We start from the raw sequence: 26,952 nt of genomic DNA on the forward strand, positions 1-26,952 counted from the left end.
CCGGCCCGGAGCGGCTTCGGCGCGGGCGGCTCAGCGCCGGTGCCGCACCAGCGAGTCGAGCATCAGCGTCAGCCCGGCGCCGACCAGCCACACGTCCTTGGCCAGCCCGATGCCCTCCTGGCTCGGCCGCAGGCTGCTGCCCTCCCGCATGCCGGGCGTCTTCAGGTAGAGCTGCACCAGCCCCGCGCCGAACGCGGTGAGCGCGGCCCCGGCCAGCAACGACGGCACGAACGGGGCGAGCAGCGCCGCGCCGAGCGCCGTCTCGGCCCGGGACAGCAGCACGGCGAACCGGTCCGGCGGGATCTGCCGCAGCTGCGGCATCGCGCCGGCCGCCATGCCGTGCATGCCCGCGGCGGCCTCACCCTCCAGGCCCCGCTTGCCCAGCCCGGAGTTCAAGATGTACGCGCCGATGGCGACCCGCAGCGGCGCATGCGACAGCCTCATGATCACTCCCGTCCCACCTGGTAGAACCGGCACACCGGGTACCCGGTCATGACCAGGACAATCCGGCGGGCTTCATTGGTTCGTGGGTCATGATCAGCGGTAGGTTCGGGGTGCAGAAGCACGCAACAAGGGAGGCACTGTGAGCCAGGAAGTCCGGGGAGTCGTGTCGCGGCGCAAGGGCGCGCCCGTGGAGGTCACCACCATCGTGGTGCCCGACCCGGGACCGGGCGAGGCGGTGGTCCGCATCCAGTCGTGCGGCGTCTGCCACACCGACCTGCACTACCGCGAGGGCGGCATCAACGACGACTACCCGTTCCTGCTGGGCCACGAGGCCGCCGGCATCGTCGAGCAGGTCGGCGACGGCGTCACCGACGTGGCGCCCGGCGACTTCGTGGTGCTGAACTGGCGCGCGCTCTGCGGGCAGTGCCGGGCCTGCCGCCGCGGCCGCCCGTGGTACTGCTTCGCCACCCACAACGCGACGCAGAAGATGACGCTCACCGACGGCACCGAGCTGACGCCCGCGCTCGGCATCGGCGCGTTCGCCGAGAAGACGCTCGTGCACGCCGGGCAGTGCACCAAGGTCGACCCGTCGGCGCGGCCGGCGGCCGTCGGCCTGCTCGGCTGCGGCGTGATGGCCGGCCTCGGCGCGGCCATGAACACCGGCAACGTGACCCGGGGCGACTCGGTCGCGGTGATCGGCTGCGGCGGCGTCGGCGACGCGGCGGTGGCCGGCGCGGCCCTGGCCGGGGCGACCACGATCATCGCGGTGGACACCGACTCCCGCAAGCTCGACTGGGCGCGCAAGTTCGGCGCCACCCACACCGTCAACGCCTCCGAGGACGACGCGGTGGAAGCCATCCGCGCCGCCACCGGCGGCTTCGGCGCCGACGTGGTGATCGACGCGGTCGGCCGCCCGGAGACCTGGAAGCAGGCGTTCTACGCCCGTGACCTGGCCGGCACGGTCGTGCTGGTCGGCGTGCCGACGCCGGAGATGACTGTCGACCTGCCGCTGCTGGACGTGTTCGGTCGCGGCGGCGCGCTCAAGTCCAGCTGGTACGGCGACTGCCTGCCCAGCCGCGACTTCCCGATGCTGACCGAGCTGTACCGGCAGGGCCGGCTGGACCTGGACGCGTTCGTCACCGAGGAGATCGCCCTCGACCAGGTCGAGGAGGCGTTCAGCCGGATGCACCACGGCGACGTGCTGCGCTCGGTGGTGGTCTTCCCGTGACCGCCCGCGTCGACCACGCCGTCACGTCCGGCACGTTCTCCCTGGACGGCCAGACGTTCGACGTCGACAACAACGTCTGGGTGATCGGTGACGACGCCGAGTGCCTCGTCCTCGACGCGCCGCACGACGTCGCGGCCATCCGCCAGGTGATCGGCGACCGGCGGGTGGTGGCGATCGTGGCCACGCACGCCCATGACGACCACGTCCGGGTCGCGCCCGAGCTGGCCCGGGCCACCGGCGCGCCGGTGCTGCTGCACCCGGCCGACCGGGTGCTGTGGGACATGGTGCACCCGGGCACCGCCCCGGACGGCGAGCTGACCGACGGGCAGACCATCACCGTCGGCGGGACCACGCTGCGGGTGCTGCACACCCCCGGCCACAGCCCCGGCGCGTGCAGCCTGTACGCGCCCGACCTGGGCGCGGTCTTCACCGGCGACACCCTGTTCGCCGGGGGACCGGGCGCCACCGGCCGGTCGTACAGCGACTTCGGCACCATCGTCGAGTCGATCCGTACCCGTCTGCTGACGCTGCCGCCGGAGACGGTGGTGCACACCGGGCACGGCGACGACACCACGATCGGGGCCGAGGCGCCGCACCTGGACGAGTGGATCGCCCGGGGCCACTGAGGACCACACACCCGCGCGGGTCCGGCCGGAGCAGTCCGGTCCGGGCCCGCGTGCGGCGTCTTCCGGCCCGTCCGCGCCCGGGCGCCGCCGGGTGTCCGTCCGCTTCGGACGGATCCGGAAAACCGTGTGGGCGTCCCGGAGGGGATCGCCGCGTGGCGCTGCGCTTCCACCCGGCTTCGTGCTGCCGGTGGACGCCGAGTTCCGCGGGCCTGACATCCCGCCGCTCGAGTGCACGCCGGGTTCGCCCGAGGGACAGCAGCTGCACGCCGAGGTGATCGGCCGCGCCGCCGCGTCCGTCGGTGGTACGTGACGGACCGGGGACCGGCCGCGGTGACGCTGCAGCACCTCAAGCAGCTACGGCACGCGCTGGTCCGGTGCGGCGTCTCGCCCTGATCGTCCCGTTCCTCGCCCTTCACCCAGGATGCGGACCGGGTGCCCGGAATCGCGGGTGACCTGGACCGCAGCCTCGGCGCTGCCCGGCATTTCCGGAATGACCGACACTGCGGGCTCGTTGTGTCCCCCATACCGTCGGAACCCAAACACCTACCCGGCGGTAGTCCCCCGAGGGGCGCTCATCCCGGAGCGCGTCGTAACGATCGAAAGGGCAACCATCGTGAAGCAGCACTTCACTCGATGGCTCCCCGCCATCGCGAAGACCGCCGTGGCGAAGACCGCCGTCGCGAAGACCGTCGCCGTCGCCAAGAACCGCCGCGCCGTGCTGAGCGTGGCGGGCGTGGCCGTCCTGGGCGGGCTGGCCGTCGGCCCCACCGCCGTGGCCGCGCCCGTGACCAGTGGCCCGCACGCCGGCGCCAAGGCCGCCATCGACCTGGCCACCGGCAAGCAGACCTCGACCGAGGCGGTCAAGCCCGGCCAGACCACCGGCCTGGACAAGCTGCCGACCAGGGCCGACCGGCCGGCCAAGGAGAAGCTCGTGCCGCACGGCGTCGAGGGCGCGCAGTCGCGCATCCCGCTCGACGACGCGCAGCTCGCCAACGCCAAGGCCATCGTCGAGGCGGCCAAGGAGACCGGCGTGGGGGAGCGGGGCGCCGTGATCGGCGTCGCCACCTCGCTGCAGGAGTCGAAGCTGTACAACCTGGGTCACCTCGGCGCGTACAACGACCACGACTCCGAGGGCCTGTTCCAGCAGCGCCCGTCGTCCGGTTGGGGCACGTCCGAGCAGATCACCGACCCGGAGTACTCCAGCAAGGCGTTCTTCAACGCGCTGAAGAACGTCGGCGGCTGGCACGAGCTGCCGCTGACCACCGCCGCGCAGACGGTCCAGGTGTCCGCCTACCCGTACGCGTACGCGCAGTGGGAGGAGCAGGCGGCGGACATCGTCCAGCAGGTCTGGTGACCCACCCGTAGCGAACGGCCGGCCCTCCGGGGTCGGCCGTTCTCGCCGATCTTGGAATTGTGGTGCCTCGCATACCTCAGATACCGGACATCCTGGGCGCCACAACTCCAAGATCGGCGGGGCGGGGCGGGGGCGGGTGGGGGCGTTGTAAGCCGGTGCGCGACCGGAGTGGCGCCGGCGAGCGCCCCCGGGGAACAAGCCCGGGGCGTCGGTCGTTGCAGATGCACCCGGCACGCCCCGCGCTGCCGGATCCCCCCGAGAACTACGAGCGCCTGACGGTGCCCACGCATCCCCCCGGATGCGTCGACCCCCGAACGGAGCCCACCATGAACACGATCCTGCGCAAGAGCATCCTCGGTATCGCCGGTCTCGCCTTCACCGGTGGCGTGTTCGCCGGTCCGGTCGCCGCCCACGCGGCGGAGACCGCCAAGCCGGCCGCGGCAGCGGTTCAGGGCGTGAGCCCGCAGGGCGAGCAGTCGCACGTGGACCTGAACGACGAGCAGATCGCCAACGCCAAGGCCATCATCGCGGCCACCAAGAAGGCGGGCCTGCCCGAGCGGGCCGCTGTCGTCTCGATCGCCACCGCGCTGCAGGAGTCGAAGCTGGAGAACCTGGGTCACCTGGGTGACCGCAACGACCACGACTCGCTGGGCCTGTTCCAGCAGCGGCCGTCCAGCGGCTGGGGCACGCCGGAGCAGATCACCGACCCCGAGTACTCGACGCTGGCGTTCCTCAAGGGCCTCAAGCAGGTCGACGGCTGGCAGGACATGCCGCTGACCGAGGCCGCGCAGACCGTGCAGGTCAGCGCCTACCCCGACGCGTACGCGCAGTGGGAGAAGCAGGCCGCCGAGATCGTCGCCGAGCACTGGCACAAGTAAGAACCACCGAAAGGCCGGTACCCGGATCGGGTGCCGGCCTTTCGCGTGTTCTCAGCCGCTGTGCGTGGCCAGCCACGACAGCACCGGTTCGACCACCGACGGGTCCAGCGGCTGCTTCGCCTCGTCCCGGTACGCCCGCAGCGACGGCGGACCGGGCTGGCGCCGCAGCACGTGGGTGACGTCCGGCAGCACACCGGTCCGCACCGGCCCGCCCGCGTGCGCGGCGATGACCGGCAGGTCCGCCGGGTCGGTCTGGAGGTCCTTATCGCCGGTGAGCGCGAGGATCGGGGCGTCGACGCGGCCCAGGTCCGGCCGGGGGTCGTAGCGCAGGAACTCCCGGAACCAGCGGGCGTTGAGCCGCTGCCCGCCGACCCACGCCACGTCCTTGTCGGTGGCGAGGATCTTCTCGTGGTTGCGGGCCACCTTCGCCACCAGGTCGGTGCGGGTGAGCCGGAGCACCAGGCGTACCGGCGCGGGCAGCGTGGGCAGCAGTCGTCCGGCCTGCCAGCGCAGCACCTCGGCGCCGCTGCGCCCGGGCGCGGACAGCAGGACCAGGCCGGCCACCGGTACGCCGCGCGCGGCGAGCGCGACAGCGGTGAGCGCGCCCTCGCTGTGCCCGACCAGGAACATCCGTCCGGCGTCCACGGCCGGGTCGTCGCGCAGCGCCGCGAACACGGCGGCCGCGTCGTCGACGTTGTCGAAGAAGCCGGTACGCAGGAACTCGCCGGTGCTCTCGCCGACGCCCCGCCGGTCGTACCGGGCGACCGCGATCCCGGCCCCGGCGAGCGCTGCGGCCAGGTGCCGCTGGATGCCCAGGGGCAGGCGGCGGTGGTCGCCGTCGCGGTTGATCGGCCCGGAGCCGGGCAGCAGCAGCGCCACCGGGTGCCCTCCGGCGCCGTCGGGCAGCGTGAGCGTGCCGGACAGCCGCTGCTCGCCCGAGTCGACGACGAGCGGACGGTCGATCGTCACGGCAGCACCGCCACGGCCAGGGCGGAGGCGTCGTCGGCGCCGATGAGCAGGGAGTCGTACGCCTGGCCGGTGAGGGTGATGCGGACGGCCGGCTGGCCGCCGCGGACGCTGACGAACTCCTTGCCGGCCCTGCCGCGCCAGGTGCCGACGTTGCGCGTGCGGGGCACGCCGAGGCCGGGCGCCCGGATGCCGCGGGTGGCGCGCGCCCCGTCGGGCACGACGACGGCGCCCGCGACGGCGGAGCGGGGGAACGACAGGTCGCCGCGCAGGGCCCAGATCTTCTCGGCGGTGGTGAGCCGGACGTCGATGCGGTCGGGGGTGATGTCGATGGTGGCCATCGGCGTGCTCCTCGGTTCTGTTATCGTCGGTGAGAACATTACCGGATGCGATAACAAAAAGGGGGGCGACTGTGGCACTCGACACCGTGGAGCTGCTGATGCACCCGGTCCGGCTGCGCATCGTCCAGGCGTTCCTGGGCGGCCGCACGCTGACCACCGCCGACCTGCGCAGCGAGCTGAGCGACGTGCCGCCGGCCACCCTCTACCGGCAGGTCGCCACGCTCGCCGAGAACGGCATGCTGCACACGGTCGGGGAGCGGCGGGCCCGCGGCGCGGTCGAGCGCAGCTACCGGCTCCACGAGGCCGCCGCGTCGGTGGACCCGGACGAGGCCCGGGCCATGAGCCCGCAACGGCACCGCCAGGCGTTCCTCACCTTCGTCGCGGGCCTGCTCGCCGACTTCGACGGCTACCTCGACCGCGGCGACCCCGACCTGGCCCGCGACGTGGCCGGCTACCGGCAGAACGCGTTCCACGCCACCGACGCCGAGACCGCCGAGTTCGTCACCCGGTTCCGCGAGCTGTTCGCCGAGTACGCCGCGCTCGGCCCCGGGCCCGGCCGCACCCGGCGGCTGCTCACCACCGTGCTGCTGCCCGGCGCCGATCAGGAGCGGCCCGCCGAGCGCCGGTGACCGGCCACGATGTCCGCCACGGCGGCACCCAGCGCCAGCACGATGATCCCGGCGGCGAGCAGCAGTGAGTGGCGGAACGCCGTACCCCAGTCGCCGTGGTCGTCGGCGATCGTGGAGAAGAACAGCGCGCCCACCGCGGCGATGCCGGCGGCCGAGCCGATGCGCTGCCCGGTCTGCAGCATGCCCGCGCCGCTGCCGGCCATCGGCACCGGCACCTCGGACAGCGTGAGCGTCTGGTTCGGCGCGATCACCAGGCCGCTGCCCAGCCCCGCGACGAGCAGCGGCAGCGCGGTCCGCAGCGGCACGTTGTCGTGCGGCCCGCCCGCCAGCACCAGGTCGGTCGCGATCAGCCCGGCCACCACCGCCAGCAGCCCGATCGCGACGAGCGGACGGCCGTACCGGGTGACCACCCGGCCGCCGAGCGCGGAGGCGAGCGCCGAACCGAGCGCGAACGGCGTGATCGCCAGACCGGCCACGAGCGCGCTGTAGCCGAGCCCCATCTGCAGGTAGAGCGTGAAGATGAAGAAGATCGCGGTGAACCCGGCGAAGTAGATCAGGCCGATCAGCGCGCCGAGCGTGTACGAGCGCACCGTGAACAGCCGCAGGTCGAACAGCGGCTGGGCGCGCCGGGCGTACCGGTGCTCCCAGAGCGCGAACCCGGCGAGCAGCAGCAGGCCGACTGGGATCAGCAGCCACTTGCCCGGGCCCCGCCACTGCTCCCGCTGCACCAGCGGCAGCAGGATCACCGTCACCCCGGCGCCGAGCAGCAGCACGCCGATCGGGTCGAGGCGGCCCCGCCCGGCGGGGTTCGTCGCCCGGGTCGGCATCAGCCGCCAGCCGAGCAGCATCGCCACGATCCCGACCGGGATGTTCACGAAGAACACCCACCGCCAGCCGTGCTCCGCGCCGCCCAGCTGGATGAGCAGGCCGCCGAGCAGCGGCCCCACGGCGGTGGAGATACCGATCGTCGCGCCCAGCAGGCCGAACGCGCGACCCCGGTCGGCGCCCCGGAACAGCTCCTGGATCATGCCGCTGACCTGAGGGTTCACCACACCGGCGGCGGCGCCCTGGACGAGCCGGGCCACCACCAGCCACTCCGGCGAGCGGGCCAGCCCGGCCAGCGCGCTGGTCAGCGTGAACAGGCCCACCCCGACCACGAACGCGGTACGCCGCCCGCGCGCGTCGCCGAACCGCCCGGCCGGCACCAGCACCAGGCCGAACGTCAGCGCGTACCCGGACAGCACCCACTGCAGGTCGCTCGGTGTGGCGTGCAGCGCCCGGTCGATCGACGGCACCGCGACGTTGACGATGCTGACGTCCAGCAGCGTCATGAACGCCGCGATCAGGCCGACGCTCAGCGCGCGCCAGCGACGCCGATCGTCGTACCCGGTGTCCGGCACGATCCGATCACGCCACCTGGCGCGCGCACCACCGCGGCCCGAAGTCCAGGCCGGACATGGGGGAGTCCTCGCGGTGCAGCAGCCCTCGCTCGGTGAGCGAGTGCAGCGGCTCGCGCAGTTCCTCCTCGGTCATCCCGGTCTCCTGGGCGATCAGGTCCGGGTAGGGGACGTGTCCCTGCACCTCCAGCGCGGACACCGCCTGGTACACCCGTTCCTCGATCGCAGACAGCTGGACCTGAGGCATCGCTTCCCTCCTCGGCGTGGACCGTCCGACCCGCGGACGGCCGGCGACCGGCGGTTACCCGGACGGGCCACGATGATGCTCACCCGTTCGACTGTCGTGCCGGGCGGGGCGGCACGGCGGTGCCCTAGGCTGCACCAGTGATCATCTGGGATCTCGTCGTGGTCGGCGGTGGGCCCGCCGGACTCTCCGCCGCGCATGCCGCGGCCCGCTCCGGCGTCCGCACGCTCGTGGTCGAGCGGGCCACCCACCCCCGGTACAAGACCTGCGGCGGCGGCCTGATCGGCACCTCGCTGGCCGAGGTCGCCGACCGCCTCGAGGTGCCCGCCCACGACCGGGTCGACCGGATCACGTTCACCCGCGACGGGCGGCGCGCGTTCACCCGCCGGCACCCGTCGCCGCTGGTCACGATGATCCGCCGGGAGGAGTTCGACGACCGGCTGCGCGCCGCCGCCGTCGCCGCCGGGGCTCAGGTCCGCGAGGGCGTCGCGGTCCGCGCGGTCGAGCAGGACCCCGACGAGGTACGCGTGCGTCTGGCCGACGGCGAGGTGGTGCGCGCCCGTGCCGTCATCGGCGCGGACGGCTCCTCCGGCGTCACTGCACGCCACGTCGGTGTCCGTTTCCGCCAGGTCGACCTCGGCCTGGAACTGGAACTGCCGGTGGACGGTGCCGAACGGGAACGCTGGCGCGGCCGGGTGCTGCTCGACTGGGGGCCGCTGCCCGGCTCCTACGCGTGGGTGTTCCCCAAGGGCGACCGGCTCACCGTGGGCGTCATCTCGGCCCGGGGCGACGGCGACCGTACCCGCGCCTACCTGCGCGACTTCACCGACCGGCTCGGACTGTCCGGGGTGACGCCGGAGCACGACTCCGGTCACCTGACCCGCTGCCGCGCCGACGACTCGCCGCTGCGCCGCGGGCGGGTGCTGGTCGCAGGCGACGCGGCCGGGCTGCTGGAGCCGTGGAGCCGGGAGGGGATCAGCTACGCGCTGCGCTCCGGCCGGCTGGCCGGGGAAGCGGTGGCCGGCGGCGACCTCGGCGCGTACGCCCGGGAGGTCGGCCGGCGGCTGACGCCGGAGATGCGCGCCGGGCACCGGCTGCTGGAGACGTTCGAGCGGCGGCCCGACGTGTTCCACGCGATGCTCGCCAGCCCGCCCGGCTGGCGGATGTTCGTCCGGTTCTGCCAGGGCCGGGCGAGCTTCGCCGAGATGCTCGACCGGCGGCCGGTACGCGCCGGGCTCGCGGTGCTCGACCGTCTGCCCGCGAGGGCGCGGGCCGTGGCCGGTTAACCTGGCGCGGTGACCGACTGGGATCTCGTCTGCGGACGCGACTTCGCGGTGCCGGACGGCCGCGACCTGGACGACCTCGTCGCCGAACTCGCCGCCGCGCTGCGCGACCCCGACCCGGCGGTCCGGGACGGCGCGCCCTACGTGGTGCTGCGCACCTGGATCGCCCGGGACGTGATCGACGCCGGCCGCCGGGCGAAGCTGGGCGCGATCATGGCCGAGCGGTTCACCGACCCGGAGATCCAGGCCCGCACGTTCGCGCCGCTGGTGCTGGACATGATCGTCAGCCGGGGTGACCTCGACCCGGCCTGGCCGGCCGCGTTCCGCGCCTGGTACCCGGCCGAGACCGACCTGCGCGGGTACGACGCGACGCTCGGCTGGCTGCACGCGGTGGCCCACGGCGCCGACCTGCTGGCCACGTTCGGCCGCCACCCGTCGGTCGACCCGGCGAGCATGCTCGACCTGGCCGCGGCCCGCCTCGTCGCGCCGACCGGCCACCTTTTCGCGCAGCAGGAGGACGACCGGTTGGCCCGCGCGATCGCGCTGGTGCTGGCCCGGCCCGGCCTGTCCGGCGCCGACGCGCTCGGCTGGCTGGAACCGGTCGCGGCGAGCTTCGCCGCGCTGCCCCGGGGCACCACGCCGGCCCACGCCTCGAACAGCATGCGGACGTTGCGGGCGCTGTACGTGCTGCTGGACACCGGCATCGGGCCGAGCCGGGACGCCCCGGCGCTGCCGCAGCCGCACCGCGACGCGGTCAAGGCACGCCTGGCCGAGGTGCTCGCCCCGGTCTTCCAGCACGGCTGAACGCCCCCGGTCAGGGGACGATGACCGCCCGCCCGTGCACGTCGCCCCGGCGCAGCGCCTCGTACGCCTGCGGCGCCTCCGCGAGCGGGAACGTCTGCACGTCGGCGTGCAGCCGGCCGTCGCGGGCCAGCGCGATCACCTCGTGCAGTTCGGCCCGGGTGCCCCAGAACGGCACCGCCACAGCGGCCTCGAACGGCACGGGCGGCGGCTCGTCGGCGACCGGCCGGACCGGCAGCGTACCGCCGGCCAGGCCGACCAGCAGCAGCTGACCGCCGGTGGCGACGACCTGCCGGGCGGTGTCCAGGGTCGCCTGGGCGCCGACGAAGTCGAGCACCACGTCCGCGCCGTCCGGCGGCGGCCCGACCAGCTCACGGATCTTCTCCACCGCGTCCGGGCCGGCCTGCACCACGTGGTGCGCGCCGAGCCGCCCGGCCAGGTCCAGCGCCGCGGCGCTGGTGTCCACCGCGACGATCCGTACCGCTGTGGTGGCGAGCAGGATCTGCAACCCCATGTGCCCCAGCCCGCCGATGCCGATCACCACGCAGGTGGTGCCGGGCCGCAGCCGGGGCCGGGCCAGCTCCACCGCGTGGTACGGCGTCAGCCCGGCGTCGGTGAGCGGCGCGGCCTGGGTCAGGTCCATGTCGCCGACCGGCAGCAGCCGGGACGCGGGAACCACGACGTACTCGGCGAGCCCGCCGTCGCGGCTGAGCCCGACGCCGCCGACCGGGGTTACCCGGCAGCGGTTCTCCTCGCCCCGCAGGCAGGCACGGCACCGGCCGCAGCCGATGATCCCGTAGACCGCGGCCCGTTCTCCGGGCGACCAGCCGACCACCCCGGCGCCGACCGTGTCGACGGTGCCGGCGATCTCGTGCCCCAGCGTCATCGGGATCGGGAACACGCCGGCCGGAGCGTCGAGGATGTGCAGGTCGGAGTGGCAGGCGCCGACCGCGCCGACGCGCAGCAGCACCTCACCGGGGCCGGCCTCGGGCGTGGGCACCTCCGTGTGCTCCAGCACCCCGGGCGCTGTCATCCGTACTGCGCGCATGTCTCCTCCACCTCGTCGCCGACGGTCGTCGCGGCGGCATACCCCTGCCGTGGTGGTTGATGCGCCGACGGGACGGGCGGGCGCACAATGCGGTCATGAGTGAGCCGGCCGAGTCGTTCACCGACGAGGAGTACGCGTTCCTGCGGCACGTCCGCTTCGGCGAACTGCCGGCCCGGGTACGCCCGGAGGACCTGACGCGCTCAGTGGAGACCGAGACCCCGCCGGACCGGCCGGACCCGGTCGGCGGGGAGTCGGAGTGGCACCTGCGCGCGGGCGGCTGACGGGGTCCGGGCCACCGGCCCGGACCCCGTCGCCGCACGGTCAGAAGACCGGCACGCCGTCGCGCACCAGCTTCCAGTTGGGTACGAAGAAGTCGGCCGGGTCGATGACGCCCTTGGCCTGCGCCCAGTCGATGAGCAGCTGGCGGATCTCCTGCTGGGCGTTGTAGACCTGGGTCTTCACGATGCCCGGGAAGTTGCCGCCGCCGCTGCGCCGGTAGTTGTTCACCGCCACCACGAACCGGGCGTCCGCCGCGACCGGGGTGTCGGTGCCGGCCAGCACCAGCCGGGTGATCCGCTGGCCGACCGGCTTGGCGATGTCGATGTCGTAGTCGACGCCGGAGAACACGTCGTAGTTGTAGTCCGGCACCGCCGGGTCGCTGATCGTCTCCGGGTTCACCGGCGCGCCCGCCGGCAGCGTGACGAAGTACTTCGCCGAGTACTCCAGGTACGCCTTCACCTCGGCGCCGGTCAGCACGACCGCCTCCAGCGTGTTGTCGTACACGTAGAGGCCCGCCACGTCGCGGATGCGCACGTCGCCCTGCGGGAACACCGCGGTACGGCTGAACGGCGCGGCGATGGACAGCACCGGCAGGCCCGCGTACTCGCCGCCCGCGAGCGCCTCGGTGACGACCTCGGTCTGGACGTGGTTGATGAAGTCCAGGATCGGGGTGTCCTTGTACCGCGACTCGGCGGCCGACAGCTCCACGCTGGACTGCGCGACGACGCGGTTGACGTACTCGACGGTCTTGGCGTGCTGGCCGCGCACGGCCGCGAGCACCGCCGGGTCCTCGACCACGGTGTTGGTGTTGAGCGTGGTGGCCGACTTGGCGGTGACCGTCCAGCGGCCCTTCTCCCGGGTCAGCGTGAAGTCCATCCGGGTCAGCCGCTGGCCCCACTTCGACGGCTCCGAGGTGAGGACCCGCTCGCCGGTGGTGAGGTTGGTGACGAACTTCTCCGGCACCTCGTTGTGCGCGTGGCCGAACAGGATCGCGTCGATGCCGGGGACCTGCTCGGCGATCAGCGCGGTCGGGTTCTCGTTCGGCAGCTCCGGGCCGTAGCTGGAGGTGCCGCTGTCGCCGCCGTGCGCCGAGATGACGACCAGGTCGGCGCCGCGGCGGCGCATCTCCGGCACCCACTTCGCGGCGGTGGCGACCATGTCGGCGAAGACCAGGCGGCCCTCGACGTTGCCCTTGTCCCAGATGGCCACGCCGGGGTTGGTCAGGCCGAGGACGCCCACGCGCAGCTTCGGCGCGCCGTGCCCGCCGAGCTTGACCTCCTTGATCACGTACGGGAGGAACGCCGGCTTGCCGGTCTTCGCGTTGAGCGCGTTCGCGGCCAGGGCCGGGAAGCCGAGCTGCTCGATCCAGGTGGCCAGCAGCGGCAGGCCGTAGTTGAACTCGTGGTTGCCGAGCGTCACCGCGTCGTACTTGAGGATGTTCATGGCGCGTGCCATCGGGTGCGTCTCACCGGTGCTGGTGATCGGCTCCTGCTTGGCGTAGTACGTCGCCAGCGGCGTGCCCTGGATGGTGTCGCCGGCGTCGAGGACCAGCGTGGCCCTGCCCTTGCGCTCGGCGCGGATCTGGTTGACCAGGGTGGCGAGCTTCGCGACGCCGACGTCGTTCTGCTTGCTGTCGTCGAATTCCGCGTCCTTGTAGTAGTCCCAGTTGTAGACGTTGCCGTGGGTGTCGGACGTGCCGAGGATCGTCAGGTCCCAGGTCTTCGGTTGCTTCGGCTTCGCCTCGGCGGGCGCGCCGGCCAGCAGGGGAGCGGTCGCGGCGGCGGCCGCGACGGCCAGCACCTGGCGCCGGGAGGCGCCGGAGGAGGAAGTCATGAGGTGCCTTTCCAATGGGGGGTACGCGCCTCGTGGGCGCCGTTGCGCACCATAACCACCACATGTCGCGTGCGCCACACCGGCCCGTTTTGTTTCCCCTACGGTCACGGTGCTGCTGTTTCCCCTCCGGTCACCGGGGTAGGGGCGCAGACATGAGCGAGGACCAGTTCACCCAGCAGCACCCGGCCGAGCAGTACGGACAGCGCGAGGGACAGCCGTCGCAACAGCAGACGCCGCCCGGCAACGAGCAGGAGATGGGGCCGAAGCCCGACCACGGCGAGCAGTCGTACCGGGGCAGCGACCGGCTCACCGGCAAGCGCGCGATCATCACCGGCGGCGACTCCGGCATCGGCCGGGCCGTGGCGATCGCCTTCGCCCGCGAGGGCGCCGACGTGCTCGTCACCTACCTCGCCGACGAGGAGGAGAAGGACGCCCGGGAGACGGTCGCCCTGATCGAGCAGGCCGGGCGCACCGGCGTCGCGGTCCGGTGCGACCTGCGCGAGGAGGCCAACTGCCGTGCCCTCGTCGACCAGGCGATGCGCGACCTCGGCGGCGTCGACATCCTGGTCAACAACGCGGCGTACCAGATGTCGCAGGACAACGGCCTGCTCGACATCACCACCGAGCAGTTCGACCGGGTGTTCAAGACCAACGTGTACGCCATGTTCTGGCTCTGCAAGTTCGCCGTGCCGCACATGAAGGAAGGCTCGACGATCATCAACACGTCGTCGATCCAGGCGTTCGACCCGTCGCCGCAGCTGCTCGACTACGCCACCACCAAGGCCGCCATCGCGAACTTCACCAAGGCGCTCGCGCAGAACCTCGCCGAGCGGGGCATCCGGGTCAACGCGGTCGCGCCCGGTCCGATCTGGACGCCGCTGATCCCGGCCACCATGCCGGAGGAGAAGGTGAAGCAGTTCGGCACCGACACGCCGCTGGGCCGTCCCGGTCAGCCGGCCGAGCTGGCGCCCGCGTACGTCTACTTCGCCTCCCAGGAGTCCAGCTACGTCACCGGCGAGATCCTCGGCGTCACGGGCGGCCGCCCGACGAAGTGAGCGTCCGGTCCGGCTGCGTCTCTGGTCCCGGCTCGCCCATCCGGCCGGTCCGGCTTGTCCCGGCTCGGTCGTCTGGTCCGGCGCGACTCGGGCGTCTGTCGGTCCGGCGCGGCGCGGCGGGGTCGTCTGGTTCCGTTGCTCAGCGGGGCCAGACGACCATCCGGCGGCGCACCTCGGCGATGCGCGGCGCGTCCAGGCCGTAGCGGGTGAACCGCCGGTCGGCCAGCCCGTCCAGGTAGCGGCCGGCGGCGCGCACGTCCTCGTCGTCCAGCGCCGGGTCCACCTGCCGGGCCAGCTCCAGCAGTTCCGCCACGCTGTACCGGTCCAGGGCGGCGGAGACGTCGATGTAGTCGCGTACCTCCCGCCGGTTCACCAGCGCGGCGGTCTTGTTGGCGATCAGGTCCCGCACGTCCATCACCGGGCCGAAGTCCATCACCACCGGGCTGCGGTGCCGGTCCAGGCGGGCCAGGCTGAGGCGGATCTGCCGGCCGTCCCGGCTCACCACGAAGTCCCGCAGGTCCCGGTCGAAGCCGTCGAACACCTCGCCCAGGCCGCCCGGATCCGCCTCGGCCACCCGGTAGCCGGCCCGTTCCAGCGCCGCGCGTACCCCGTCGGCCGCGGCCGCGGCGGCGCCCTCCACGTCGGCGAACAGGTCGACGTCCTCGGTGGGGCGGGTGACCAGGCCGTGCGCGGCCCAGGCGACACCGCCGCCGAGCACGAAGCGGTGCGGGCCGGCGGCGGCGAGCGCCACCCGGGCCACCTCCCGGTAGAAGTCGTGCGGATGGGTCACGCCGGGCGCAGGCTCCGGTGCCGGCCCTCCCAGGCCAGGCGTACGCCCCGGGGCAGGTTCAACAGCGGCCACAACCGGCGCAACGTGCCCCCGTGGATCAGCTCGCGCAGATCCTCCACCCGGGTCGTCTCGCGCAGCACGTTCTCGTACATCCAGAGCAGTTCGTCCGGGTCGGCCAGGTCGAACGCGCGCTCGCTGCTCCACATGAGGCGTACCGGCAGTTCGACGATGCCGGTGGTGGGGCCGGTCAGCTCGTCCAGGGTGCGCGCCACCACGGCGGGTCGCCCGGGCCGGGCGAGGTACGCGTGCGCGGTGGCCGACATGGCATCAGGGTAACCCCAACCCGGCCCATCACCCCCCTCCCTTCCCGCCCTTGTCGCGTCGGGCGGGCCCACCCCAGCCCGTTGATCAAGAAGTTTGTGTCTGCCTCAGGCCTCACGGGTGACCCAAACTCCTTGATCAATGACCGTTCACTCGAGGCCTGATCGATCATGAGGTTGGCGGCGACAAAACGGACACGAGGTGCCGTCAACCTCATGATCGACGCTTCCGGGTCACGGGAGGGTGAGCCGGGGTGTCGGGTGGGGTGGGTGTCGGGTTTCGGGGTGGTGGGGGACACCCGGGTGGCGGAATCGGTGGCGGGGCGGGGGCGTTATACCTGGTGAACGACCGCAGCAGCGTCCCCCGGCGCCCCCGGAATGATCCCGGGGCGGCGGTCGTTGGACATGTCTCCGGCCCCCGCAGTCACGGGCAGCGAGCCGGATCCCCCCGAAGACTTCTCTGAGCGCCTGACGGTGCCCACGCACTCGCCCCCGGGTGCGTCGACCCCCGAATGGAGCCCCCTCATGAACACGATCCTGCGTAAGAGCATCCTCGGTATCGCCGGTCTGACCGTCGCCGGTGGCCTCGCCGCCGGCCCCCTCAACCACGACACCAGCACCCCCACCACCCGCAACGCCGCCGCGGTCACCACCACCCAGGCCGCGAAGCTCGACAGCGCCGCGCTGATCCCGCACGGCGTGCAGGGCACCCAGTCCCGCATCGACCTCGACGACGAGCAGACCGCCAACGTCAAGGCGATCATCGCCGCCACGAAGAAGGCCGGCATGGATGAGCGCGCCGCCGTCGTGTCCATCGCCACCGCCCTGCAGGAGTCGAAGCTGGAGAACCTCGGCCACCTCGGTGACCGCAACGACCACGACTCGCAGGGCCTGTTCCAGCAGCGCCCCTCCAGCGGCTGGGGCACGGTCGAGCAGATCACCGACCCCGAATACTCCACCACCGCGTTCCTCAAGGGCCTCAAGCAGGTCGACGGCTGGCGCGACATGCCCCTGACCGTCGCCGCCCAGACCGTCCAGGTGAGCGCGTACCCCGACCACTACGCCCAGTGGGAGCAGCAGGCCGCCGACCTGGTCGCCGAGCACTGGAACAGCTGACCCGGCGGTGACCGGGGTCACGAGGAACGAGCGGAAGAACCGTGACCCCGGTACCGTTGTGCAGAGCGTCGGTGTGTCCAGTGTCCCCGGGCCTCACCTAAATTGCCTTCGCGGAATACCGTTCGGCTGGAGCCGCGTCGCGCCACTCGCCGAGAGGCGACATGCACACCGACGCCCAGAGCCGCCCCGGCCGAATGGCCGGGGCGGCTCTGTCTGTGGGCTCGACTCGCACGCCTCCGGCGGCTGGCCTAGGGTGAGAAGGAAGAGGTGAGAGCCGTTCTCGACGCGGAGGGGGTGCCCGGGTGGGTCTGAAGACCTTCATCCAGGGGTGGCCGGTCTACCGGCAACTCACCGGCACCGATCCGCTCGGTCGCGGCGCCGCCGCCCAGTCGGCGCGCTCCGCCGCGCTGACCGCCCGCACCGAGACCGCCGACGGCATGGCCCGCTCGGTCTGCCCGTACTGCGCGGTCGGCTGCGGGCAGCGCGTCTTCCACTCCGACGGCAAGGTCACCCAGATCGAGGGCGACCCGGACAGCCCGATCTCGCGCGGCCGGCTCTGCCCGAAGGGCTCGGCCAGCAAGAGCCTGGTGACCAGCCCGCTGCGCCAGACGAAGGTCCGCTACCGCCGGCCGTACGCGACCGAGTGGGAAGACCTGGACCTCGACGTCGCGCTCGACATGATCGCCGACCGGATCCTCGCCGCCCGCGCGGAGACCTGGGAGGACGTCGACGACGAAGGCCGTCCGCTGAACCGGACGCTCGGCATCTCCAGCCTCGGCGGCGCGACGCTGGACAACGAGGAGAACTACCTCATCAAGAAGCTGTTCACCGCGATGGGGGCACTCCAGATCGAGAACCAGGCCCGTATTTGACACTCCGCCACCGTCCCCGGTCTGGGGACCAGCTTCGGTCGCGGCGGCGCCACGGACTTCCAGCAGGATCTCGCCAACGCTGACGTCATCATCATCCAGGGCTCGAACATGGCCGAGGCCCACCCGGTGGGTTTCCAGTGGGTGATGGAGGCGAAGAAGCGCGGCGCGAAGGTCTTCCACGTCGACCCGCGGTTCACGCGCACCAGCGCGCTCGCCGACACGTACCTGCCGATCCGGGCGGGCACGGACATCGCGCTGCTCGGCGGCGTGGTGCGCTACATCCTGGAGAACGAGCTCGACTTCCGGGAGTACGTGCTGGCGTACACCAACGCGGCCAACATCGTCAGCGAGCGGTTCGCCGACACCGAGGACCTGGACGGCCTGTTCTCCGGCTACAACCCGGACACCGGCTCCTACGACCACGCCAGCTGGCAGTACGAGGGCCAGGAGGACAACGCCAAGATCCGGGGTACCGGCAAGGAGCGTGACTCGGCTTCCGGGCTGGAGCACGAGTCGCACGGCGAGCCGGTGCCGGCGCAGGCCCCGCGGGACGAGACGTTGCAGCATCCGCGCTGCGTCTACCAGATCCTGAAGCGGCACTTCTCCCGCTACACGCCGGAGATGGTGGCCCGGGTGTGCGGCATCCCGGAGGAGAAGTTCCTCGAGCTGGCGCGTGCCTGGACGGAGAACTCGGGGCGGGAGCGCACCGGCGCGCTCGTCTACTCGGTCGGCTGGACGCAGCACAGCGTGGGCGTGCAGTACATCCGCACCGGCTCGATCATCCAGACGCTGCTGGGCAACATGGGCCGTCCGGGCGGTGGCATCCTGGCGCTGCGCGGTCACGCCAGCATCCAGGGCTCCACCGACATCCCGACGCTGTTCAACCTGCTGCCCGGCTACCTGCCGATGCCGCACCACGCCGACCACCCGACGTTCGACAGGTGGGTGGACAGCATCCGGCACCCGGGCCAGAAGGGCTTCTGGGGCAACTCGCGGGCGTTCGCGGCGAGCCTGCTCAAGGCGTACTGGGGTGACGCGGCGACGCCGGAGAACGACTTCTGCTACGGCTACATGCCCCGGATGACCGGCGACCACGGCACGTACCAGCAGGTCCTGAACATGATCGACGGCAAGGTGAAGGGCTACTTCCTGCTCGGCCAGAACCCGGCGGTCGGCTCGGCGCACGGCCGCGCCCAGCGCCTCGGCATGGCCAACCTCGACTGGCTCGTGGTCCGCGACCTGTTCATGATCGAGAGCGCCACGTTCTGGAAGAACGGCCCGGAGGTCGCCACCGGTGAGATCGTCCCGGAGGAGTGCCGTACCGAGGTGTTCTTCCTGCCGGCGGCCTCGCACGTGGAGAAGGAGGGCACGTTCACCCAGACGCAGCGGCTGCTGCAGTGGCGGGAGAAGGCCGTCGACCCGCCGGGCGACGCCCGCTCCGAGCTGTGGTTCTTCTACCACCTCGGTCGCGTGCTGCGGGAGAAGCTGGCCGGCTCCACCGAGCGCCGCGACCGGGCGCTGCTGGACCTGGCCTGGGACTACCCCACGCACGGTCCGCACGCGGAGCCGAGCGCCGAGGCGGTGCTCAAGGAGATCAACGGGTACGAGGTGGCGACCGGCCGCCCGCTGAACGCGTTCGGCGAGGCCCGCGACGACGGCTCGACGGCGATCGGCTGCTGGATCTACTCCGGCGTCTACGCCGACGGGGTGAACCAGGCGGCCCGCCGCCGGTCCCGCCACGAGCAGGACTGGGTGGCCGCCGAGTGGGGCTGGGCGTGGCCGGCGAACCGCCGCACGCTCTACAACCGCGCCTCCGCCGACCCCGAGGGCCGGCCGTGGAGCGAGCGCAAGAAGTACGTCTGGTGGGACCCGGATGCCGGCGAGTGGACCGGCTACGACGTGCCGGACTTCGAGAAGACGAAGCCGCCGTCGTACCGGCCGCCGGAGGGCGCCTCCGGGCCGGCCGCGCTCGCCGGTGACGACCCGTTCGTCATGCAGGGCGACGGCAAGGCGTGGCTGTACGCGCCGAGCGGCGTCCTGGACGGCCCGCTGCCGACGCACTACGAGCCGGCCGAGTCGCCGATGCGCAACCCGCTCTACGGTCAGCAGGCCAACCCGACCCGCAAGATCTACGAGCACCCGATCAACCGGATGAACCCGAGTCCGCCGGAGCCGCACAGCCAGGTCTTCCCGTACGTGTTCACGGTCAGCCGCCTCACCGAGCACCACACCGCCGGTGGGATGAGCCGTACCGTGCCGCGCCTGGCCGAGCTGCAGCCGGAGATGTTCGTCGAGGTGTCCCCGGAACTGGCCGGCGAGGTCGGGCTGGCGCACCTGGGCTGGGCGCACCTGATCAGCGGCCGCGCGGTGATCGAGGCGCGGGTGCTGGTCACCGACCGGCTCACTCCGCTGCGGGTGGACGGGCGGATCATCCACCAGGTGTGGCTGCCGTACCACTTCGGCACCGAGGGTCTGGTCACCGGCGACTCGGCGAACGACCTGTTCGGCATCACGCTGGACCCGAACGTGCTCATCCAGGAGAGCAAGGTCGGCACCTGCGACATCCGGCCCGGCCGTCGTCCCACCGGTCCGCCGCTGCTGGACCTGGTCGGCGACTACCAGCGGCGGGCCGGGATGACGCCGGACCGGAAGATCCCGCTGGTGACCACCGACGCGGCCGGCGGGGACGACGCCGCCGGCAGCACCGACGAGCAGTCGCCCGCCGCGCACCAGGACGGGGAGCCGGATGCCTGACGCCAACAGCCTGTACGGTCCGCTGGACCCGGCCCCCGACGCGGGTTGGGTCGAAGCGCCGCCCCGGATGGGCTTCTTCACCGACACCAGCGTCTGCATCGGCTGCAAGGCGTGCGAGGTGGCCTGCAAGGAGTGGAACGGCGTCCCGGACTCCGGGTTCGACCTGCTCGGCATGTCGTACGACAACACCGGCGCGTTGACCGCGAACTCGTGGCGGCACGTCGCGTTCATCGAGCAGCCCCGGCCGGCCGGGCACCGCACGCCGCCGTTCGCCGGCGACCCGACCGGCCCGGCGACCAGCCCCGCGTCCGCGGCGGTCGGCGCGGGCACGGCCCCCGACACCGGCACGAATCCCGGTCTGCCGCCGGGGCGGCCGGAGGCGGCGGCACGGATGGCGGCCGGTCCGGAGTTCCTCGGCATGCCCGGCGCGCAGCCGCCCGGGCGGGACAGCGGCGCGGAGACCCGCACCGACTTCCGCTGGCTGATGATGTCCGACGTGTGCAAGCACTGCACGCACGCGGCCTGCCTGGACGTGTGCCCGACCGGTTCGTTGTTCCGCACCGAGTTCGGCACGGTGGTGGTGCAGGAGGACATCTGCAACGGCTGCGGCTACTGCATCTCCGCCTGCCCGTACGGCGTGATCGACCAGCGCAAGGGCGACGGCCGGGCGTGGAAGTGCACGCTGTGCTACGACCGGATCGGCGCGGGCATGACGCCCGCCTGCGCGCAGGCGTGCCCGACCGAGTCGATCCAGTACGGCCCGCTCGACGAGCTGCGGGAACGGGCCGCCACGCGGGTCGCCGCGCTGCACGAGCGGGGCGTGCCGGAGGCGCGGCTGTACGGGCACGACCCGACCGACGGCGTGGGCGGCGACGGCGCGTTCTTCCTGCTGCTCGACGAGCCGGAGGTGTACGGGCTGCCGCCGGACCCGGTGGTCACCACCCGGGACCTGCCGAAGATGTGGAAGCGGGCCGGGTTCGCCGCGCTGGCCATGGCGGCGGCTGCCGTCGCCGCGTTCGTCGGAGGATCGTCGTGAGCCCGGACCGCCCGGTCGGTGACCTGTTCCGCCGCTTCCGCGAGCGCCTGTCCACGGGACCGGAGGACCGCGGCGCCGCCGAGCGGGAGAACGGCAGCCGGGCCACCGCGGCCGGTCCCGGCGTGGGACGCACCGACGCGGGTTCCCGCGACGCGCGGCTGGCCCCGCACCCGCCCCGCGACGCGGCCCCGCGCCGGCGCGGCAAGGGTGGTGGTGAGCAGCTCAACGTCCCGCCGGCCGAGTTCACCTCCTACTACGGCCGGCCCGTCCTCAAGCCGCCGGTGTGGCGGTGGGACATCGCCGCGTACCTGTTCACCGGCGGTCTCGCCGCCGGCTCGTCGCTGCTGGCCGCGGGCGGGCAGCTCACCGGCCGCCCGGCGCTGCGCCGCGCCGGCCGGGTCACCGCCCTGGCGGCGGTGGGCGCGAGCACGTACTTCCTGGTCAACGACCTGGGCCGGCCGTCCCGGTTCCACCACATGCTGCGGGTGGCGAAGGTGACCTCGCCGATGTCGGTGGGCACCTGGATCCTCAGCGTGTTCGGCCCGGCCGCCGGGCTCGCCGCGATCGCCGAGGCGGCGCCGCTGCTGCCCGAGCGCGGCGTGCTGGGGCTCGGCCGCCGGCTGCTGCCCCCGGCCGGGCACACCGCCGGTGTGGTCGCCGCCGTCACCGCGCCCGCGCTGGCCACGTACACCGGGGTGCTGCTGGCGGACACGGCGGTGCCGTCGTGGCACGAGGCGTACCCGGAACTGCCGGCCATCTTCGCGGGCAGCGCGCTGGCCAGCGGCGCCGGTGTCGGGCTGGTGGCCGCGCCCTGCGCCCAGGCCGGTCCGGCGCGGCGCCTCGCGGTCGCGGGCGCGGCGATGGAGCTGTGGGGTTCGCACCGGGTGGAGAACCGGCTCGGGCTGCTCAGCGAGCCCTACACGCAGGGCACACCCGGCAAGCTGCTGCGCGCGGGCCGCGCGCTGACCGCCGCCGGTGTGGTCGGCGCGCTGGTCGGTCGCCGCAGCCGGGTGCTGTCCGCGCTGTCCGGCGGCGCGCTGATCGCCGCGTCGGTGTGCACCCGGTTCGGGATCTTCCACGGCGGCGTCGCCTCGGCACGCGATCCGCGGTACACGGTGGTGCCGCAGCGCGAACGCGCCGACCGGCGGGCCGCCGACCAGGTCTGACACCTCCCCGGGCGGCCTCCCGTCCGCTGTGGTTGACTGCTGCGTGGAGGCGTTCAGGCGGCTGGTGCCCCTCCCGGTCTTCAAAACCGGTGTGGTCCGGGACCCGGGCCAGGCGGGTTCGATTCCCGTCCGTCTCCGCCAAACCGTTCCCGGGAGTGCGCGATGCGTGAGGTCGACCCGCGACGGCGGGTGCCGCGCACCGACGCGCTGCTCGCCGATCCCGCGCTGGCCGCCGCCGCCGTGACGCTGGGCCGCGACCGGGTCAAGGCCGCGATCGTCAGCGCGCAGGACCGCGCCCGCCGCGGCGAGCTGACCCCCGATCAGGTACGCGACGCGGCGCTCGCCGACCTGCCCGGCCGTACGCCACGCGCCGTGCTCAACGCCACCGGCGTCGTGCTGCACACCAACCTGGGCCGTGCCCCGCTCGCCCCGTCCGCCGTGGACGCGCTCGTGGCCGCCGCCGGGCACACCGACGTGGAGCTGGACCTGCGTACCGGACGGCGGGCGCGGCGCGGCCGGGAGGCGCTGGACGCGCTCGCCGCCGCGGTGCCCGACGCCGGGGCGGTGCACGTGGTGAACAACGGCGCCGCCGCGCTGGCGCTGGCCGCGACCGCGCTCGCCGCCGGCCGGGAGATCGTGGTCAGCCGCGGTGAGCTGGTCGAGATCGGCGACGGGTTCCGCCTGCCCGACCTGCTGGCCAGCACCGGCGCGCGGCTGCGCGAGGTGGGCACCACCAACCGCACCACGCGCGCCGACTACGAAGCCGCGATCGGCGAGCACACCGGGTTCGTGCTGAAGGTGCACCCGTCGAACTTCGTGGTCACCGGCTTCACCTCGGCGGTGCCGGTCGCCGAGCTGGCCACGCTCGGCGTACCGGTGGTGGTCGACATCGGGTCGGGCCTGCTCGTGCCCGACCCGCTGCTGCCCGACGAGCCGGACGCCGCCACCACGCTGCGCGCGGGCGCGCACCTGGTCACCGCCAGCGGCGACAAGCTGCTCGGCGGCCCGCAGGCCGGTCTGCTGCTCGGCGACGCCGACCTGGTGCACCGGCTGCGCCGGCACCCGCTCGCGCGGGCGCTGCGCGTCGACAAGCTCACCCTCGCCGCGCTCGCCGCCACCCTGTACGCCCCGACCACGCCCACCCGCGACGCGCTGCACGCCGACCCGGTCCGGCTGCGGGAGCGGGTGGAGCGGCTGCGTGACCGGCTCGGTGCGGACGGCTGCAAGGCCGAGGTGGTGCCCAGCGCGGCAGTCGTCGGCGGCGGCGGGGCGCCCGGCGTGGAGCTGGACTCGTGGGCGCTGAGCCTGCCCGAGCGGTACGCCGAGCCGCTGCGCGCCGGCGACCCGGCGGTCCTCGGACGGGTGCTGCAGGGCCGGCTCCTGCTGGACCTGCGCGCCGTGCCGGAGGGCGCCGACGACCGGGTCCGCGTGGCCGTGCTGAGCGTGGAGGACTGACCGGCATGTGGGTGGTGGCCACCGCCGGGCACGTCGACCACGGCAAGTCGACGCTGGTGCGGGCGCTGACCGGGATGGAACCGGACCGGTGGGCGGAGGAACGCCGCCGGGGCATGACCATCGACCTCGGCTTCGCCTGGACCACGCTGCCCTCCGGCGGCACCGTCGCCTTCGTCGACGTACCGGGGCACGAGCGGTTCGTGCCGAACATGCTCGCCGGTGTCGGCCCGGTCCCGGCCGCGCTGATCGTGGTGGCCGCCGACGAGGGCTGGATGCCGCAGTCCGCCGAGCACCTGGCCGCGCTGGACGCGCTGGGTGTGTCGTACGGGCTGCTCGCGGTGACCCGCGCGGACCTCGCCGACCCAGGGCCGGCGACGGCGCGGGCCCGCACGGAGATCGCCGCGACGTCGCTGGGCGAGGTGGAGGCGGTGCCGGTCTCCGCGGTCACCGGCGCCGGACTGCCCGAGCTGCGCGCCGCCCTGGACCGCCTGACCGCCCGGCTGCCCGACCCGGCCGCTGACGCGCCGGTGCGGCTCTGGGTGGACCGCGCGTTCACGGTACGCGGCAGCGGCACCGTGGTCACCGGCACGCTCGGCGGCGGCCGGCTGCGCGTCGGCGACGAACTGGAGCTGGCCGGCACAAGCGAGGCGGTGCGGGTACGCGGGCTGCACTCCCTCGGCGCCGCGCACACCGCCGTCGAGGCGGTGGCCCGGGTCGCGGTGAACCTGCGCGGCCTGCCCCGGGACCGCGTCGGGCGCGGCGACGCGCTGCTCACACCCGGCCGGTTCGGGCGTACCGACCTGCTCGACGTGCGCCTGTCCGGCGACCCGGCCGCCGACCTGCCGGCCACGCTCATGCTGCACGCCGGCTCGGCGGCGGTGCCCGCCCGGGTCCGGCCGCTGGGCCCGGACACGGTCCGGCTGCGCCTGGCCCGGCCGCTGCCGCTGCTGATCGGGGACCGGGCGCTGCTGCGTGACCCCGGCCGGCACCACGTCTGCGGTGGCGTCACGGTGCTGGACGTGGACCCGCCGCCGCTGCGCCGCCGGGGCGCGGCAGCGGCCCGCGCGGCCGTGCTCGCCGGGCTGGACGGGCGCCCGGACCTGCACGGGGAGCTGCGCCGGCGGCTGCTGATCCGGGCCGGGGACCTGACCCGGATGGGCGTGCCGCCGACCGCGACGCCGGTGGCCGGGCAGTGGCTGGCCGACCCGGAGCACTGGCGGGACCTGGGCCGCCGCCTCACCGAGGAGGTGACCCGGTACACCGCCGAGCATCCGCTGGCCGCGGGCGTGCCGGTCGACGTGCTGCGGCACCGGCTCGACCTGCCCGACCGCGCGCTGGTCACGGCGCTGCTGCGCCCGCCGCTGCGGCTGCGCGACGGCCTGGTCACCGCCGCCGGGCAGCACACGCTGCCCGATCCGGTGGCGCGGGCGGTGGACCGGGTCCGGGCCGAGTACGGCGACCGCCCGTTCCAGGCGCCCGAGGCGCACCACCTGGCCGACCTCGGGCTCGGCCCCCGCGAGATCGGCGCCGCCGTCCGGGCCGGCGCGCTGCTGAAGCTCGCCGAGAACGTGGTGCTGCTCCCCGGCGCCCCGGACGACGCGGTGCGCGTGCTGGCCGGGCTGCCGCAGCCGTTCACGCTCAGCGCCGCCCGGCAGGCGCTCGGCACCACCCGCCGGGTGGCGGTGCCGCTGCTGGAGCTGCTGGACCGGCGCGGCGCCACCCGGCGGCTGCCCGACGACGCCCGCGAGGTGCTCCGCCCGCCGGGCTGACGCAACAGGCGTCGCCCGCCCGCTCCGGTCACCTACCGTGACGCCATGGACCCTTCCGCGGTCTGGCGGGACAAGAACCACAAGTGGCGGATCGAGGCGTACCGCGCACCGGACCTGAGGTTCGCCATCTACGCCACGAACGGCCCCACCGAGTCGGCGCCGCTGTGGCTGTTCGGGATGGCCGCGCTGGCCCGCTGGCTGATGACCCACGCGATCTCCCTGGACGACCTGGAGACGGACTGACACCCGGACGGGGGACGGCCGCCCGATCCCCGCCCCGGGCGGCGCCGCCGGTCGTACGGTGCGGGCGTGAAGGACAGGGGACTGCGTACGTTCATCACCGTGCTGGCCGGACTGGCCGTGATCTACTTCGGCTTCTCGGGCAGCCGCGACAGCGGCGGGGAGGGCGGCGTCTCCGGCGGCGTGGTGCTGCTCGCGCTGCTCGCCTCGCTGCTGGCCTGGAACCTGACCAAGCCCGGACCGGCCAAGTAGCACTCTCAACGGGCAGTGGCGGCGCTGCGGCTCACCTCGCCGGCCGACTCCTCGCCCAGCGCCACCCGCACCAGCGCCGACGCCAGCCGTCCGAAGTCGGCCTCGCCGACCAGCCCGACCAGGTCGCCGGGGCTCGCCGGCAGGCCCAGCCGCTTCGCCCCGGCCAGCGTGCGCCGGTCGGCGTACGGGCGCACGTCCGGCCACACCGACTGCGCCTCGCGCAGGAAGATGTCCGCCCCGGTGGGGCCGATGCCGGGGAACTCGGTGAGAAACCGGCGCAGCGCGGCCCGGTCGGCGCCGGCTTCCTGGTGCAGCCGGCGCAGGTCGCCGTGCCAGCGGTCCAGGCAGAGCCGGGCGCCGGTGCCGAGCATGGTCGCGGTCCGCTCGTCGTAGCGCCGGTAGTGGCCCCGGCCCAGCGCGTCGACCCGGTCCTGCCAGCTCGCCGCCTCCATCGTCTGCGGGGTGCGGTAACCGGCGGCGAACAGCTCCCGGGCGGCGGCCACCGCCACCGACGCCCGGATCCGGGTGCTCAGCAGCGTGGTGAGCACCAGCAACTGGTAGAGCGGGCCGGGCCGGTCGGCGAGGGTGATCCCCGCCTCCTCCGCGTACGTGCGGGACTGCCGGTCCAGCAGGGCGCGCGCGACGTTGCGATCGTCTGGCATCCATCCGGCTTACCCGTCCCGGCCCCGGCCAGACCCCCGCGCCGATCCGGAATGCGCCGGGCGGCGACGGGTACGCCTGTCTGGTGCGCGGCCGACGGCCGTGCGCCCCACCGG

Annotated in this window: 27 protein-coding genes and 1 tRNA gene; 18 read left to right on the forward strand and 10 right to left on the reverse strand. The window is 73.8% G+C overall.

The genetic code is table 11. The features are described 5' to 3' along the window. Positions 1-30: 30 nt before the first annotated feature. The gene (locus A4R25_RS06040; protein ID WP_064446488.1) at positions 31-444 is read right to left on the reverse strand and encodes a hypothetical protein; all 414 of its coding nucleotides are present in this window, start codon (positions 442-444) and stop codon (positions 31-33) included. 139 nt (positions 445-583) lie between these two features. Here A4R25_RS06040 and A4R25_RS06045 point away from each other — a divergent pair, with 139 nt between their 5' ends. The 4 genes from A4R25_RS06045 (at position 584) to A4R25_RS06060 (ending at position 4,530) form a co-directional block, all read left to right on the forward strand. After that, positions 584-1,672 carry an S-(hydroxymethyl)mycothiol dehydrogenase gene (locus tag A4R25_RS06045; protein ID WP_064445916.1) on the forward strand — a complete coding sequence of 363 codons (1,089 nt, stop codon included), beginning with the start codon at positions 584-586 and terminating at the stop codon, positions 1,670-1,672. Continuing rightward, positions 1,669-2,298: an MBL fold metallo-hydrolase gene (locus A4R25_RS06050; RefSeq protein WP_064445917.1), complete on the forward strand. Its 630-nt coding sequence runs from the start codon at positions 1,669-1,671 to the stop codon at positions 2,296-2,298. The genes A4R25_RS06045 and A4R25_RS06050 overlap by 4 nt, the downstream gene beginning before the upstream one ends. Positions 2,299-2,911: 613 nt before the next feature. Next, on the forward strand, positions 2,912-3,652 hold the full coding sequence (locus tag A4R25_RS06055; RefSeq protein ID WP_176722887.1) for a hypothetical protein: 741 nt from the start codon (positions 2,912-2,914) through the stop codon (positions 3,650-3,652). Between the two features lie 326 nt (positions 3,653-3,978). Further along, positions 3,979-4,530 (forward strand): hypothetical protein, encoded by a 552-nt coding sequence (locus A4R25_RS06060; protein WP_064445919.1) that lies wholly within the window; start codon positions 3,979-3,981, stop codon positions 4,528-4,530. A 51-nt stretch (positions 4,531-4,581) separates the two neighbouring features. On the opposite strand, the gene A4R25_RS06065 is transcribed toward A4R25_RS06060, so the two are convergent. Both A4R25_RS06065 and A4R25_RS06070 read right to left on the reverse strand, forming a co-directional pair. Then, positions 4,582-5,499: an alpha/beta fold hydrolase gene (locus tag A4R25_RS06065; protein WP_064445920.1), complete on the reverse strand. Its 918-nt coding sequence runs from the start codon at positions 5,497-5,499 to the stop codon at positions 4,582-4,584. Beyond that, on the reverse strand, positions 5,496-5,837 hold the full coding sequence (locus A4R25_RS06070) for a hypothetical protein (RefSeq protein ID WP_064445921.1): 342 nt from the start codon (positions 5,835-5,837) through the stop codon (positions 5,496-5,498). The genes A4R25_RS06065 and A4R25_RS06070 overlap by 4 nt, the downstream gene beginning before the upstream one ends. Before the next feature lie 71 nt (positions 5,838-5,908). Between A4R25_RS06070 and A4R25_RS06075 the strand changes: the two genes are divergently transcribed. Next, on the forward strand, positions 5,909-6,466 hold the full coding sequence (locus tag A4R25_RS06075; protein ID WP_064445922.1) for a helix-turn-helix domain-containing protein: 558 nt from the start codon (positions 5,909-5,911) through the stop codon (positions 6,464-6,466). Here A4R25_RS06075 and A4R25_RS06080 read toward each other — a convergent pair. Together A4R25_RS06080 and A4R25_RS06085 are read right to left on the reverse strand one after the other, a co-directional pair. Continuing rightward, positions 6,439-7,869: an MFS transporter gene (locus A4R25_RS06080; RefSeq protein WP_064445923.1), complete on the reverse strand. Its 1,431-nt coding sequence runs from the start codon at positions 7,867-7,869 to the stop codon at positions 6,439-6,441. The genes A4R25_RS06075 and A4R25_RS06080 overlap by 28 nt on opposite strands. A gap of 4 nt (positions 7,870-7,873) precedes the next feature. Beyond that, positions 7,874-8,110 (reverse strand): hypothetical protein, encoded by a 237-nt coding sequence (locus A4R25_RS06085; protein WP_064445924.1) that lies wholly within the window; start codon positions 8,108-8,110, stop codon positions 7,874-7,876. Positions 8,111-8,247: 137 nt separating this feature from the next. On the opposite strand from A4R25_RS06085, the gene A4R25_RS06090 reads away from it, so the two are divergent. Next, entirely contained in the window at positions 8,248-9,393 is a 1,146-nt protein-coding gene (locus tag A4R25_RS06090) for a geranylgeranyl reductase family protein (protein WP_064445925.1), read from the forward strand. Positions 9,394-9,402: 9 nt separating this feature from the next. Beyond that, a complete protein-coding gene (locus A4R25_RS06095; protein ID WP_064445926.1) occupies positions 9,403-10,194 on the forward strand; it encodes a DUF2785 domain-containing protein in 792 nt (263 codons plus the stop codon). A gap of 10 nt (positions 10,195-10,204) precedes the next feature. On the opposite strand, the gene A4R25_RS06100 is transcribed toward A4R25_RS06095, so the two are convergent. Further along, on the reverse strand, positions 10,205-11,239 hold the full coding sequence (locus tag A4R25_RS06100; RefSeq protein WP_064445927.1) for an NAD(P)-dependent alcohol dehydrogenase: 1,035 nt from the start codon (positions 11,237-11,239) through the stop codon (positions 10,205-10,207). Positions 11,240-11,334: 95 nt separating this feature from the next. On the opposite strand from A4R25_RS06100, the gene A4R25_RS06105 reads away from it, so the two are divergent. Further along, positions 11,335-11,520, forward strand: a complete 186-nt coding sequence (locus A4R25_RS06105; protein WP_231915437.1) for a hypothetical protein — start codon at positions 11,335-11,337, stop codon at positions 11,518-11,520. A gap of 40 nt (positions 11,521-11,560) precedes the next feature. Here A4R25_RS06105 and A4R25_RS06110 read toward each other — a convergent pair whose 3' ends face one another. Continuing rightward, positions 11,561-13,351 (reverse strand): bifunctional UDP-sugar hydrolase/5'-nucleotidase, encoded by a 1,791-nt coding sequence (locus A4R25_RS06110; protein ID WP_064445929.1) that lies wholly within the window; start codon positions 13,349-13,351, stop codon positions 11,561-11,563. Between the two features lie 152 nt (positions 13,352-13,503). Between A4R25_RS06110 and A4R25_RS06115 the strand changes: the two genes are divergently transcribed. Then, complete coding sequence (locus A4R25_RS06115) at positions 13,504-14,406, forward strand: SDR family oxidoreductase (RefSeq protein ID WP_064445930.1); 903 nt, start codon at positions 13,504-13,506, stop codon at positions 14,404-14,406. 139 nt (positions 14,407-14,545) lie between these two features. Here the strand turns inward: A4R25_RS06115 and A4R25_RS06120 are convergent, their stop codons facing one another. Next, the gene (locus tag A4R25_RS06120) at positions 14,546-15,196 is read right to left on the reverse strand and encodes a nucleotidyl transferase AbiEii/AbiGii toxin family protein (RefSeq protein ID WP_064445931.1); all 651 of its coding nucleotides are present in this window, start codon (positions 15,194-15,196) and stop codon (positions 14,546-14,548) included. Beyond that, a complete protein-coding gene (locus tag A4R25_RS06125) occupies positions 15,193-15,519 on the reverse strand; it encodes a hypothetical protein (protein WP_043323958.1) in 327 nt (108 codons plus the stop codon). Before A4R25_RS06125 ends, A4R25_RS06120 begins: the two co-directional genes overlap by 4 nt. A gap of 522 nt (positions 15,520-16,041) precedes the next feature. Between A4R25_RS06125 and A4R25_RS06130 the strand changes: the two genes are divergently transcribed. The 9 genes from A4R25_RS06130 (at position 16,042) to A4R25_RS06170 (ending at position 26,176) form a co-directional block, all read left to right on the forward strand. Then, on the forward strand, positions 16,042-16,632 hold the full coding sequence (locus A4R25_RS06130) for a hypothetical protein (RefSeq protein ID WP_064445932.1): 591 nt from the start codon (positions 16,042-16,044) through the stop codon (positions 16,630-16,632). Positions 16,633-16,934: 302 nt separating this feature from the next. Beyond that, positions 16,935-20,258 (forward strand): formate dehydrogenase, encoded by a 3,324-nt coding sequence (gene fdh / locus A4R25_RS06140; RefSeq protein ID WP_231915438.1) that lies wholly within the window; start codon positions 16,935-16,937, stop codon positions 20,256-20,258. Then, a complete protein-coding gene (locus tag A4R25_RS06145) occupies positions 20,251-21,294 on the forward strand; it encodes a 4Fe-4S dicluster domain-containing protein (protein WP_043323965.1) in 1,044 nt (347 codons plus the stop codon). Before fdh ends, A4R25_RS06145 begins: the two co-directional genes overlap by 8 nt. Then, positions 21,291-22,460, forward strand: coding sequence for an NrfD/PsrC family molybdoenzyme membrane anchor subunit (gene nrfD, locus A4R25_RS06150; protein ID WP_064445934.1), 1,170 nt, complete (start codon positions 21,291-21,293; stop codon positions 22,458-22,460). The genes A4R25_RS06145 and nrfD overlap by 4 nt, the downstream gene beginning before the upstream one ends. 45 nt (positions 22,461-22,505) lie before the next feature. Further along, positions 22,506-22,601: transfer RNA gene (locus A4R25_RS31020), tRNA-Sec, on the forward strand. A gap of 21 nt (positions 22,602-22,622) precedes the next feature. Further along, the gene (selA, locus tag A4R25_RS06155) at positions 22,623-23,915 is read left to right on the forward strand and encodes an L-seryl-tRNA(Sec) selenium transferase (RefSeq protein ID WP_064445935.1); all 1,293 of its coding nucleotides are present in this window, start codon (positions 22,623-22,625) and stop codon (positions 23,913-23,915) included. A gap of 5 nt (positions 23,916-23,920) precedes the next feature. Beyond that, positions 23,921-25,684 carry a selenocysteine-specific translation elongation factor gene (gene selB, locus A4R25_RS06160; protein WP_064445936.1) on the forward strand — a complete coding sequence of 588 codons (1,764 nt, stop codon included), beginning with the start codon at positions 23,921-23,923 and terminating at the stop codon, positions 25,682-25,684. Between the two features lie 45 nt (positions 25,685-25,729). Beyond that, complete coding sequence (locus tag A4R25_RS06165; RefSeq protein ID WP_030503909.1) at positions 25,730-25,927, forward strand: hypothetical protein; 198 nt, start codon at positions 25,730-25,732, stop codon at positions 25,925-25,927. Between the two features lie 66 nt (positions 25,928-25,993). Next, entirely contained in the window at positions 25,994-26,176 is a 183-nt protein-coding gene (locus tag A4R25_RS06170) for a hypothetical protein (RefSeq protein WP_064445937.1), read from the forward strand. Between the two features lie 5 nt (positions 26,177-26,181). On the opposite strand, the gene A4R25_RS06175 is transcribed toward A4R25_RS06170, so the two are convergent. Further along, entirely contained in the window at positions 26,182-26,838 is a 657-nt protein-coding gene (locus A4R25_RS06175; RefSeq protein ID WP_043323971.1) for a hypothetical protein, read from the reverse strand. Between the last annotated feature and the right edge of the window lie 114 nt (positions 26,839-26,952).

Source organism: Micromonospora sp. NBRC 110037 (genome assembly GCF_001652995.1).
Lineage (GTDB): Bacteria > Actinomycetota > Actinomycetes > Mycobacteriales > Micromonosporaceae > Micromonospora > Micromonospora chalcea.

What these genes read in the sequence shown, in the direction of transcription:
- A4R25_RS06115 (WP_064445930.1), top strand. Translation starts at nt 13,504, where the DNA reads ATGAGCGAGGACCAGTTCACCCAGCAGCACCCGGCCGAGCAGTACGGA.
- A4R25_RS06100 (WP_064445927.1), bottom strand. Translation starts at nt 11,239, where the DNA reads ATGCGCGCAGTACGGATGACAGCGCCCGGGGTGCTGGAGCACACGGAG.
- A4R25_RS06125 (WP_043323958.1), bottom strand. Translation starts at nt 15,519, where the DNA reads ATGTCGGCCACCGCGCACGCGTACCTCGCCCGGCCCGGGCGACCCGCC.
- selB (WP_064445936.1), top strand. Translation starts at nt 23,921, where the DNA reads ATGTGGGTGGTGGCCACCGCCGGGCACGTCGACCACGGCAAGTCGACG.
- A4R25_RS06040 (WP_064446488.1), bottom strand. Translation starts at nt 444, where the DNA reads ATGAGGCTGTCGCATGCGCCGCTGCGGGTCGCCATCGGCGCGTACATC.
- A4R25_RS06175 (WP_043323971.1), bottom strand. Translation starts at nt 26,838, where the DNA reads ATGCCAGACGATCGCAACGTCGCGCGCGCCCTGCTGGACCGGCAGTCC.
- A4R25_RS06105 (WP_231915437.1), top strand. Translation starts at nt 11,335, where the DNA reads ATGAGTGAGCCGGCCGAGTCGTTCACCGACGAGGAGTACGCGTTCCTG.
- A4R25_RS06060 (WP_064445919.1), top strand. Translation starts at nt 3,979, where the DNA reads ATGAACACGATCCTGCGCAAGAGCATCCTCGGTATCGCCGGTCTCGCC.
- selA (WP_064445935.1), top strand. Translation starts at nt 22,623, where the DNA reads ATGCGTGAGGTCGACCCGCGACGGCGGGTGCCGCGCACCGACGCGCTG.
- A4R25_RS06110 (WP_064445929.1), bottom strand. Translation starts at nt 13,351, where the DNA reads ATGACTTCCTCCTCCGGCGCCTCCCGGCGCCAGGTGCTGGCCGTCGCG.
- A4R25_RS06070 (WP_064445921.1), bottom strand. Translation starts at nt 5,837, where the DNA reads ATGGCCACCATCGACATCACCCCCGACCGCATCGACGTCCGGCTCACC.
- A4R25_RS06130 (WP_064445932.1), top strand. Translation starts at nt 16,042, where the DNA reads ATGAACACGATCCTGCGTAAGAGCATCCTCGGTATCGCCGGTCTGACC.
- A4R25_RS06085 (WP_064445924.1), bottom strand. Translation starts at nt 8,110, where the DNA reads ATGCCTCAGGTCCAGCTGTCTGCGATCGAGGAACGGGTGTACCAGGCG.
- A4R25_RS06165 (WP_030503909.1), top strand. Translation starts at nt 25,730, where the DNA reads ATGGACCCTTCCGCGGTCTGGCGGGACAAGAACCACAAGTGGCGGATC.
- A4R25_RS06145 (WP_043323965.1), top strand. Translation starts at nt 20,251, where the DNA reads ATGCCTGACGCCAACAGCCTGTACGGTCCGCTGGACCCGGCCCCCGAC.